This window comes from Sabulicella flocculans, from assembly GCF_045449635.1.
Lineage (GTDB): Bacteria > Pseudomonadota > Alphaproteobacteria > Acetobacterales > Acetobacteraceae > Roseococcus.
In genome coordinates this window covers 53,265-63,322 of record NZ_JBJJBR010000019.1, presented here as the reverse complement: position 1 = coordinate 63,322, position 10,058 = coordinate 53,265, and the positions used below count along the sequence as shown (strand labels likewise).

The 10,058-nt window shown below is 74.5% G+C and carries 10 protein-coding genes and 1 pseudogene; 3 read left to right on the top strand and 8 right to left on the bottom strand.

Going from position 1 to position 10,058, the window contains the following annotated elements; translation table 11 throughout:
- The 6 genes and pseudogenes from ACI6QG_RS15575 to ACI6QG_RS15550 all read right to left on the bottom strand — a co-directional run.
- Nucleotides 1–409: pseudogene (locus tag ACI6QG_RS15575) on the bottom strand (hypothetical protein); the annotation flags it as partial.
- Nucleotides 406–819 (bottom strand): TonB system transport protein ExbD, encoded by a 414-nt coding sequence (gene exbD / locus ACI6QG_RS15570; protein WP_407025501.1) that lies wholly within the window; start codon nucleotides 817–819, stop codon nucleotides 406–408. The gene exbD and the pseudogene ACI6QG_RS15575, both read right to left, overlap by 4 nt.
- Before the next feature lie 12 nt (nucleotides 820–831).
- The gene (exbB, locus tag ACI6QG_RS15565; protein WP_407025498.1) at nucleotides 832–1,551 is read right to left on the bottom strand and encodes a tonB-system energizer ExbB; all 720 of its coding nucleotides are present in this window, start codon (nucleotides 1,549–1,551) and stop codon (nucleotides 832–834) included.
- Between the two features lie 4 nt (nucleotides 1,552–1,555).
- Entirely contained in the window at nucleotides 1,556–2,239 is a 684-nt protein-coding gene (locus ACI6QG_RS15560; RefSeq protein ID WP_407025497.1) for a Fe2+-dependent dioxygenase, read from the bottom strand.
- Nucleotides 2,239–4,413: a TonB-dependent receptor gene (locus ACI6QG_RS15555; RefSeq protein WP_407025496.1), complete on the bottom strand. Its 2,175-nt coding sequence runs from the start codon at nucleotides 4,411–4,413 to the stop codon at nucleotides 2,239–2,241. The genes ACI6QG_RS15560 and ACI6QG_RS15555 overlap by 1 nt, the downstream gene beginning before the upstream one ends.
- A complete protein-coding gene (locus ACI6QG_RS15550; protein WP_407025495.1) occupies nucleotides 4,410–5,123 on the bottom strand; it encodes a tetratricopeptide repeat protein in 714 nt (237 codons plus the stop codon). Before ACI6QG_RS15550 ends, ACI6QG_RS15555 begins: the two co-directional genes overlap by 4 nt.
- Nucleotides 5,124–5,210: 87 nt before the next feature.
- Here ACI6QG_RS15550 and ACI6QG_RS15545 point away from each other — a divergent pair, with 87 nt between their 5' ends.
- The 3 genes from ACI6QG_RS15545 (at nucleotide 5,211) to folE (ending at nucleotide 7,815) form a co-directional block, all read left to right on the top strand.
- Nucleotides 5,211–6,233, top strand: coding sequence for a zinc-binding dehydrogenase (locus tag ACI6QG_RS15545; RefSeq protein WP_407025494.1), 1,023 nt, complete (start codon nucleotides 5,211–5,213; stop codon nucleotides 6,231–6,233).
- Nucleotides 6,230–7,090: a lipid A biosynthesis lauroyl acyltransferase gene (locus ACI6QG_RS15540; RefSeq protein ID WP_407025493.1), complete on the top strand. Its 861-nt coding sequence runs from the start codon at nucleotides 6,230–6,232 to the stop codon at nucleotides 7,088–7,090. The genes ACI6QG_RS15545 and ACI6QG_RS15540 overlap by 4 nt, the downstream gene beginning before the upstream one ends.
- An 86-nt stretch (nucleotides 7,091–7,176) precedes the next feature.
- Nucleotides 7,177–7,815, top strand: coding sequence for a GTP cyclohydrolase I FolE (gene folE / locus ACI6QG_RS15535; protein ID WP_407025492.1), 639 nt, complete (start codon nucleotides 7,177–7,179; stop codon nucleotides 7,813–7,815).
- Between the two features lie 13 nt (nucleotides 7,816–7,828).
- Here folE and ACI6QG_RS15530 read toward each other — a convergent pair whose 3' ends face one another.
- Together ACI6QG_RS15530 and ACI6QG_RS15525 are read right to left on the bottom strand one after the other, a co-directional pair.
- Nucleotides 7,829–9,307, bottom strand: coding sequence for a carboxypeptidase M32 (locus tag ACI6QG_RS15530; RefSeq protein WP_407025491.1), 1,479 nt, complete (start codon nucleotides 9,305–9,307; stop codon nucleotides 7,829–7,831).
- Nucleotides 9,304–10,053 (bottom strand): SURF1 family protein, encoded by a 750-nt coding sequence (locus tag ACI6QG_RS15525; protein WP_407025490.1) that lies wholly within the window; start codon nucleotides 10,051–10,053, stop codon nucleotides 9,304–9,306. Before ACI6QG_RS15525 ends, ACI6QG_RS15530 begins: the two co-directional genes overlap by 4 nt.
- Nucleotides 10,054–10,058 lie beyond the last annotated feature (5 nt).

The window sequence follows — 10,058 nt, the reverse complement described above, 5'->3', positions numbered from 1 at the left end:
CGGGTGGCGGGGGTTCGGGCGGCGGGGGCTCCGGCGGGGGCGGCTCCGGTGGCGGCGGCTCGGGCGGCGGGGGTTCCGGTGGCGCGGGGGACGGGGGCGGCGCGACGGGCTGCTCCGGCGCGGCAGCGGCCACCGGCTCCGGCGCGGACGGGGCGGGCTCGGGCGCCAGGTCGAGCAGGATGGGCTCCTCGGCGGGCGGGGGCTCCGGCGCGGTGGGCGCCAGGCGCGCCAGGCCGGCCAGCCCGGCGCCGTGCAGCGCCAGCACCAGGAGGAGGCTCAGCGGCCAGCGCAGCGCCCGCGCGGAGGGATCGGCGCCGCCCGTCCCTGTCGCGTGGCCGCCCGGGGTGGCGGCCGCGCGCGGGGTGCGGCGCGTCGCCTCCGTCGCCGGCGTGCCCGCGCGGTCGCTCACCGCTGCTCCAGCCCCACCAGCGCCACGCGGGTCCAGCCGGCGCCGCGCAGCAGGTTCAGCACCTCCATCACCTCGGCGTAGCTCGCCCCGCCATCGGCGCGCAGGAAGACGCGGCCCTCGCGGTCGCCGGCGAAGGCGGCGTCCAGCGCCGCGGGAAGCGCCTCGCGCGCCACCGGGGCGTCGCCCAGGTGCAGGGCGCGGTCGGCGGAAAGCGTCAGGTAGACCGGCTTGTCCGGGCGCGGCTGCGGCACGGCCGCGGCGCTGGGCAGGTTCACCGGCACGTCCACCGTGGCCAGCGGCGCCGCCACCATGAAGATGATCAGCAGCACCAGCATCACGTCGATGAAGGGCGTGACGTTGATCTCGTGCGCCTCGGCGAGTTCGTCATCCTCGCCGCCGCCCAGTTGCATCGCCACCGCGCGCTACTCCGCGGCCCGGCGCAGCGGCACGGTGCCGGCGCGGCGGTCCAGCTCGCGCGAGAGCAGGCGCATCACCTCGGCCTCGCCATCCGCCAGCAGCGCCTTCTGCCCGCCGATGGCGCGGGCGAAGACGTTGTAGAGCACCACCGCCGGGATGGCGGCGACCAGGCCGATGGCGGTGGCCAGCAGCGCCTCGGCGATGCCCGGCGCCACCACGGCCAGGTTGGTGGTCTGCATCCGCGCGATGCCGACGAAGCTGTTCATGATGCCCCAGACCGTGCCGAACAGCCCGACGAAGGGCGCGGTGGCGCCGATGGTGGCGAGGATGCCGGTCCCGCGCGACAGCGCGCGCGCCTGCGCGGCGATCAGGCGGCGGATGCGCCAGTCGGCGCGCTCCTTCACGCCCTCCGGCCCGCCGGGGGCCGAGAGCAGCTCGTCGCGCGCCGCGTCCAGCAGCGGCGCGCACGGGCCGGTGAGCCGGGCGGCCGATTCACGCCCCGTCCCGGGGCGATCGGACGCCAGCAACGGCGCGTCCAGCCCCCGCGCCGCGCCCAACAGCGCGAGGTCGGCCCGTGTGCGGCGGGCGAAGGCGGCGAGTTCCAGCGCCTTGGCCAAGGCCACCGTCCAGCACAGCACCGAGGCGAAGAGCAGCCCGCCCATGACGGCCTGCACCACCACGTCGGCCTGGACCACCATGTCCCAAGGGGAAAGGTTCACGGACATGGGGCTACACCTCCGCCCATTGGCGCAGCAGGTTGTGGTAGGTGGCGGTGAGCTGCACCGGGCCGGGATGGCCCGGCGGCAGGTCGGCGCGGATGCGCTGGATCGCCATGTCCAGGTCGAACAGCATGGCGCGGCGGCCATCGTCGCGGATCATGCTCTGCATCCAGAAGAAGGAGGCGACGCGCGCGCCGCGCGTCACCGGCTCCACCCGGTGCAGGCTGGTGGAGGGATAGACCACCGCATGCCCTGCCGGCAGCTTCACCGACTGCGTGCCGTAGGTGTCCTCGATCACCAGCTCGCCGCCATCATACTCGCCGGGCTCGGCCAGGAAGAGCGTGCAGGAGACATCGGTGCGGATGCGCGTCGCCGTGCCCGTCACCGTGCGGATGGCGTTGTCCACATGGGCGCCGAAGGTCATGCCCACGCCGTAGCGGTTGAACAGCGGCGGGAAGACCCGCGCCGGCAGCGCGGCGGAGATGAAGAGCGGGTTGCGCTCGATCGCCGCCACGATCAGGTCGCCCAGCGCCCGCGCCTCGGCGCTGCCTTCGGGGATCTGCTCGTTGTTCTTCACCTGCGCCGATTGGTGGCCAGCGGTGGCCTTGCCATCCACCCAGGTGGCGCGGTCCAGCAGGGCGCGCGCCTGGCGCACCTGCTCGGCCGAAAGCAGCTCGGGGACGGCGAGCAGCATCAGAAGCGCGCCGAGACGTTGAACACCACCGTGCGCCCGGTGCCCGGCACCGCGTGCGCGACATAGACCGTCTCGTAGGTCTTGGCGTCGGTCACGTTCAGCGCGTTCACCTGGAACCGCAGGCCGCGCAGCGCGCCTTCCGTCGGCGCCCAGGCGGCGGCGAGGTCGTAGCGCGTGTAGGCCGGCACGCGGTTGGTGTTGGTGGTGTTGCCGTAGCGGTAATCCACGTAGGACAGCCCGCCGCCGATCTGGAAGCCCATCGGCAGGTCGTAGGTGGTCCAGAGGTTCGCGGTGTTCGGCGGCGCGTTGATGAATTGCCGCCCGACCTCGGCCGGGTTGGAGGAGCGCGTGATCTCCGAGTTCAGGTGCGTGAAGCTCGCCATCACGTTCCAGTTGGGCAGGATGCGGCCCGTGGCGCCGATCTCGAAGCCGCGCACCCGCGCCGTGCCGTCGAGCGTGACGAGGTTGCCCGCGGGGTCGGAGGTGCGGGCGTTGGTCTTCTCGATCTGGAACAGCGCGCCGGTCAGCCGCAGCCCGCTCAGCACCTCCCAGGAGGCGCCGACCTCGAAGGATTCATTGGTCTCCGGCGGCAGGGCGGCGTTGTTGGCCGCCAGCGTCAGGCTCTCGGCGGAAGGGTTGAAGGAGGTGCCCCAGGAGGCATAGGTGCGCACGCTCTGCCACGGCTTGAACACCAGCGCCGTGCGCCAGGAGAACGCCTCGTCGAGGCGCGAGAAGTTGCGCTGCGCCGGGTTGGCGGCGGAGCGATTGGTGTAGTCGGCGTCGAAGCTGTCCCAGCGGCCGCCCAGCAGCACCTCCCACTGCTCGCCGATCTTGATCTGGTCCACGGCGTAAAGGCCGAAGGTGTTGGCCGTGGTCTTCACGTCGGAACCGATGCCGTAGACCGTGGGCAGCGAGGCATAGGCGTTGGGATTGAGCGCGGAGGCGTTGGGCCGCCCGTTGGTGGCGGCGCCGAAGGCGAAGCGCACCGCTTCCGAGCTTTCGCGCCCCACCTCGAAGCCCGCGAGGATGTTGTGGCGCAGCGGCCCGGTCACCGGGCGCCACACCATCTCGGTCTGGTTGGTGACGAGGTTGTCGTAGCCGTTGCGCACCTGCGGCTCGCGCCGCACCAGCGTCTGCTCCAGCGAGGTGGTGAGCGGGTTGAACACCGCGCCCGTGGAGGTGGTGGTGGCGAGGCGCGGCGCGGTGGCGTTCACCGTGCGCGACCAGGAGCCGTAGCGCGTGGTGTTGCGCAGCGTCATGTCGGCCGAAACGTCATGCTCCAGCCGGAAGGTGACGATGTCGGTGACGGCGGTTTCGCGGTCCAGGCCGCGGATGCCGTAGAAGGTGTTGAGCGGCACCGCCAGCGGGCGGCCGTTGCGGAAGGGCACGCCGTAGTCGGGGATGTTGTCCTCCTCCTGGTGCAGCCAGGAGAGGGTGGCGCGCGTCGGCCCGCCCAGGCCCCAGGTGATGGAGGGCGCCACGCCCCAGCGCGACTGGTACACGTTGTCGCGCCGCGCGGCATCGATGTGCGAGCCCATGGCCTGCATGCGGAAGCCGACATTTCCCGCGTGGAGGTTCACGTCGGAGGTGGCGCGCATGCCGCCCGAGGAATAGCCGCTCAGGCTCAGCTCGCCGAAGTTGCGCGCCTGCGGCGTGCGGCTGGTCTGGTTGATGACGCCGCCGGTGGAGCCGCGCCCGAAGCCGACGGAGGACGGGCCCTTCAGCACCTCGACGCTGCTCATGAAGAAGGGGTCGCGGGTGTACTGGCCCAGGTCGCGGATGCCATCCACGAAGAAGTCGCCGCGGGCGGAGAAGCCGCGCAGCGTCAGCGCGTCGCCGGTGAAGCCGCCCTCGCCGGCCGAGAGCGCGATGCCGGAGACGTTGCGCAGCGCCTCGCGCACGGAGGAGGCAGCGCGCTGCTCGATCACCTCCTGCGGCACCACGGTGATGCTCTGCGGCGTCTCGGCCACGGTGGTGGGCAGGCGCACCACCGGCTGCGCGTCGCGCCGGAAGGGGGACGGCGCCTGGGTGGAGACGTCCAGCTCCGGCAGGGCCAGGGGCGCGTCCTGCGCCCAGGCGCCATTGATCGCGCCTTGGGCGCCGGCCAGCAGGCCCAGCATGGCCATGCCCAGGGTGGGCTCGAAGGCGGGAAGGTCGTCGGGGCGCAGGGTCATGCTTGGCTCACGGAGATGTCGTTCGGCTGATAATGATTCTGCGAGTCATTCGCAATAGCGGGAAGCGCGATGCCGCGGGCGATGGCGCGCAGCTCCGGCTCCGGCGCCCCGGCCAGCCCGGCGGCCAGGGCGCGGCGGAAGCCAAGCGTGCCGGTGGCGGCGGCGCGGGCGAACCAGTGCGCGGCGCCGGCGCGGTCGCCCTGCTCGCGCAGGGCCTGGGCGTGGTTGCAGGCGCCGCGGAAGTCGCCGCCCTCGGCGGCGCGGCGGTACAGGTCGCGCGCGGCGGCGGGGTCGCGCGGGGTGGCCCAGCCTTCCTCGGCGAAGCGGCCCAGCATGTTCAGCGCCTTGGCGTGGCCCTGCGCGGCGGCGGCGCGGTACCAGCGCAGCGCCTCGGCCATCGCGCCGCGGCGGGCCAGCGCGCCGCCCAGGTTGTACTGCGCCCAGTCCAGCCCGGCGGCGGCGGCGCGGCGGTACAGCGGCTCGGCCTGCGCGTCGTCGCGCGGGGTGCCCCAGCCGCATTCGTGGCAGCGGCCCAGCATGTTCAGCGCCGCGGCGTCGCCGGTGGCGGCGGCGATGCCGAACCAGGCGAAGGCGCCGGCGGCGTCCCCCGCATCCAGCAGCGCCTGGGCGTGCAGCAGCTGCGCCGCCACGTGCCCCTGGCGCGCCCAGGCGGCAATGCGCCCGCGCTCCTCCTTGCCTGCCATCCTCATCACGGCGCGGTATGATGCGATTGCGAGGCTTTCGCAAGTCGGTGGCGGCCCCTTGCGGGAAGAAAATCCCCCTGCCAAAGCCGCGCCATGCGCGCCCTGCTGCTCCATGCCGACCGCGACCTGCGGCTGGACGACCTGCCCGACCCCCCTGCCCCCGGCCCGGGCGAGGTGCAGCTGGCGATGCGCGCCGTGGCGCTGAACCACATCGACGTCTGGGGCTGGCGCGGCATGGCCTTCGCCCGGCGCACCCTGCCGCTCGCCGTCGGCGCCGAGGGGGTGGGCGAGGTGCTGGCGGTGGGCGAGGGCGTGGCCGCCCTGCGCCCCGGGCAGCGCGTGGTGCCCTATGGCGGCATGACCTGCGGCACCTGCCGCCCCTGCCGCGAGGGCCGCGACAACCTGTGCGAGGACGTGGCGGGCGTGCGCGGCTTCCACGCGCCGGGCTTCGCGCAGGGCCGGCTGAACCTCCCCGCGCGCCTGTGCGTGGCGGTGCCGGACGGCGTGGTGGAGGAGGAGGCCGCCTGCGCCGGCATCACCTTCGGCACCGTGCAGCACATGCTGTTCGACAACGCCCGGCTGGAACCGGGCGAGACGGTGCTGGTGCACGCCGCGGGCTCGGGCATCGGCAGCGCCGCCGTGCGCATGGCCAAGGCGATCGGCTGCACCGTCATCGGCACGGTGGGCGACGAGTGGAAGGCGCAGAAGGCCCGCGAGCTGGGCTGCGACCACGTGGTGAACTACAACCTGGACCGCTTCGAAAGCGTGGCCCGCCGCGTCACCGGCAAGCGCGGCGTGGACGTGGTGTTCGAGCACGTGGGCGCGGCCACCTGGCAGGGCAGCCTGCTGGCGCTGCGGATGGGCGGCCGGCTGGTCACCTGCGGCTCCACCTCCGGCGTCAACGCCGACACCAACCTGATGATGCTGTTCCAGCGCCAGCTGCGGCTGACGGGCTCCTTCGGCTGCACGCTGCGCAACGTGGCGGAGGGGCTGGGGAAGATGGCCCAGGGCATCCGCCCGGTGCTGGACACGGTGCTGCCGCTGGAACGCTTCGGCGAGGGTCTGGCGCGGCTGGAGTCGCGCAACGTGTTCGGGAAGATCGTCGTCACGCTGTGAGGGAATTCGGCGAACGCCTGCTGGCCGCGCTGGTGCGCGCCGTCTTCGCGCTGCTGCGCGCGCTGGGGCCGGACCGCGCCTCGGCGCTGGGCGCCTTCCTGGCGCCGCGGCTTGGCCGCCTCACCCGCAACCACCGCCACGCGATGGACAACCTGCGGCTGGCCTTCCCGGACAAGACGGAGGCCGAGCGCGCCGCCATCGCGCGCGAGGCCTGGGCCAACCTGGGCCGCACCACCTGCGAATACGTGCACCTGGACGCGCTGTTCGACCGCGCCGAGGCCGACGAGGCCACCCATGCCCGCTTCGCCGCGCTGAAGGCGTCGGGCAAGCCCGCCCTGGTCTTCGCCGCCCACCTGGCGAACTGGGAGCTGCCGGCGGTGGCCGCCCACCGCATGGGCCAGCCCGCCGCCATCCTCTACCGCACGCCCAACAACCGGCGCATCGCCGCCGACATCGTGGCGCTGCGCGAGCCCATCATGGGCCGGCTGATTCCCGCCGGCCTCGCCGCGCCCATCCGCATGGCCGAGGCGCTGGACGAGGGGCTGACGCTGGGCATGCTGGTGGACCAGCGCTTCGGCCGCGGCCCGCGCGTGCCCTTCTTCGGGGTGCCGGCGGCCTCCAACCCCTTCCTGGCGCGGCTGGCGCGGCGCTTCGGGGCGCCGGTGCACGGGCTGCGCGCCATCCGCCTGCCCGGCGGCCGCTTCCGGCTGGAGCTGACGGAGCCGCTGGAGCTGCCCCGCGACGCCCGGGGCCAGGTGGACGTGGAGGCGGCGACGGCGATGGTGAACCGCATCATCGAGGGCTGGGTGCGCGAGCATCCGGGGCAGTGGCTGTGGATGCACCGCCGCTGGCGGTGACGGCATGGCCGCCCCGCGGCGGCCGCGCTTGCGGAGTCCGTTCCACCCCCCATGTGCATCGCCGACGAAAGCCGGGAAGACGCCGCATGAACATCCAGGTTCCCCCCACCGCCGCCGAGGACATGGCGAGCCGGCTGAGCCGCCCGACGCAGGAGCAGGCGGAGGACGCCATCCGCACCCTGCTGCTGTGGGCCGGCGACGACCCGGCGCGCGAGGGCCTGCTGGACACCCCCAAGCGCGTCGCCAAGGCCTACCGCGAATGGTTCTGCGGCTACGAGGAGGACCCGGAGGAGCTGCTCGCGCGCTCCTTCGAGGAAACCGACGGCTACGACGAGATGGTGACGCTGCGCGACATCCGCCTGGAATCCACCTGCGAGCACCACATGGCGCCCATCCTGGGCCGGGTGCACGTGGCCTACCTGCCGGCGGGGCGCGTGGTCGGCATCTCCAAGCTGGCCCGCGTGGTGGACGCCTTCGGCAAGCGCCTGCAGATCCAGGAGAAGCTGACGGCGCAGATCGCCAACACCATCGAGCGCGTGCTGCAGCCCAAGGGCGTGGCCGTGGTGGTGGAGGCGGCGCACCAGTGCATGACCACCCGCGGCACCCACAAGCCGGGCGTCACCATGGTCACCTCGCGCATGCTGGGCGCCTTCCGCACCCATGACAGCACGCGCAAGGAATTCCTCAGCTTCATCCACTCGCCGCGCGGCGTGGTGGAGGGCTGAGCCCGGCGCGCCCTCAGCCCAGGTAGCGCGCCGCCAGGTGGGCGGTGAAGTCCGCCGGGTCCAGCGCCTTGCCGGTGGCGGCGCGCAGCAGCTCCTGGAAGCCCAGGCGGGCGCCGTGGGCGTGCACGTTGCGCCGCAGCCAGCCCAGCAGCGGCGCCACCTCGCCGCGCGCCAGCGCCTCGTCCAGCCCGGGCAGGGCGGCGCGCGCCGCGCCCATCAGCTGCGCCGCCGCCATGGCGCCCAGCGTGTAGGACGGGAAGTAGCCGAAGGCGCCGTCGTGCCAGTGGATGTCCTGCAGGCAGCCCTGCGCGTCGTCCGGTGGGGCGATGCCCAGCAGACCGCGCAGCCCCTCGGCCCAGGCGCCGGGCAGGTCCCGCACCTCCAGCCGGCCCTCGATCATCGCGCGCTCCAGCCGGAAGCGCAGGATGACGTGGGCGGGATAGGTCATCTCGTCGGCGTCCACGCGGATGAAGCCGCGCTCCACCCGCCGCCACAGCCGGGCCAGGTTGGCGGGGTCCTGCGCCGGGTCGGGGCCGAAGGCGGTCGCCAGCTCACCCGACAGGAAACGCAGGAAGGCGTCGGAGCGGCAGGCCTGCATCTCCATCAGCAGGCTCTGCGATTCGTGGGCGGCCATGCCGGCGGCCTCGCCCACCGGCTGGCGGGCGAAGGCGGCGGGCAAGCCGCGCTCGTACAGCGCGTGCCCGGTCTCGTGCAGCACGCCCAGCAGGGCGCGCGCCGGGTCGGCCTCGTCGTAGCGGGTGGTGATGCGCACGTCGGTGGGGGTGCCGCCGCAGAAGGGATGGGCGGATTCGTCCAGGCGCGAATGCTCCTCCTCCAGCCCCAGCCGCACCGACATGGCGCGGCACAGCGCCCGCTGCGCCGCCACCGGGAAGGGGCCGCGCAGCGGCACCGGGGCCGGGCGGCGGGCCTGGAGTTCCTCCGCCCGCGGCAGGGCGTCGCGCAGCCAGGCGGCGTAGGCGTCGAACACCGGCTCCACCTCGCCGGCCGTCACCCCGGGCTGGAAGCCGTCCATCAGCGCGTCGTAGGGCGACAGGGAGGTGGCGGCGGACAGCGCGCCGGCGATCAGGCGCTGCAGGCGCAGCACCTCCTCCAGGTGGGGGCGCACCGCGGCGAAGTCGGCGCGCGGCCTGGCGTCGCGCCACACCTTCTCGCAGGCGGAATTGGCCAGGGTGCTCGCCTCCACCAGGGCGGTGGGCAGGGCGGTGGCGCGCTGGTGGGCGCGGCGCATCAGCCCCAGGTTGGCGGCGTCCCACCCGCCCGCCGCCTCGGCCTCCAGCAGGTCGTCGGCCAGTTCGGGCGCGGTCAGCAGCTCGTGCGACAGGCCGGCCAGGGCGGCCATCTGCTCGCCGCGCGCGGCGCCACCGCCGCGCGGCATCATGGCCGAGGCGTCCCAGCCCAGCACGGCGCCGGCCTCGTTCAGCGCGCCCAGGCGGGCGAAGCGGGTCTTCAGGCGGGCATAGGCGGGGTTCATGCGGGCTCCCGGAGGCGGCGGCGGCACCAGAGAAGGAAGATGGCGACCCAGCCCAGCGCCAGGCCGAACCAAGTCAGCGCGTAGCCCAGGTGGGGGTTGTTCGGCGCGGGGATACCGGTGGCCGGGTCGGGCAGGGCGGCGCGGGCCGGGGCGGGGGCGGCGCCGAAGCCGCCGGGTACGGCGCGGCCGGGCAGCACCACGGCCAGGGCATAGGGCGGGGCGTCCGGCGCGCCCAGGGCGGCGGCGATGCGCGCGGGGTCGAACTGGTAGAAGCGTCGGGCCGCCGGGTCGTCGGCCGGGGCGAAGGGGTTGCGGCGGTCGGCCGGGCGGGCGTAGCCGGACAGGATGACGGGGCCTTCCGGGCGCTCGACGCGCCCGCCCTCGAAGGGCGCCCAGCCGCGCAGCACCAGCAGGGGCGGCGCGCCGGCGCGGTCCAGCACGGCCACCAGCGTGCCGCCCAGGGCGCTGCCGCGCACCTCCAGCCCCAGGAAGCCCTCGGCGCCGGGGCGGAAGCGCCCGGTGGCGGTGATGGGGGCGAAGGGCACGGGGTCGGGGCCGGCCTCGCTGGGCGGCAGGGCCTGGGCGGCGGCCAGCGCGGCCAGCACGCCGTTCTTCCAGTGCAGGCGCTGCACCTGCCACGCGCCCAGCCCCAGCAGCAGCGCCAGCACCGGCAGCGCGAGGAAGGAGGGCAGGATCAGCGCCCGCCAGGGGCGCCCCGCCCGTCCGGCCTCGCCTTCACCGGACATCGGGG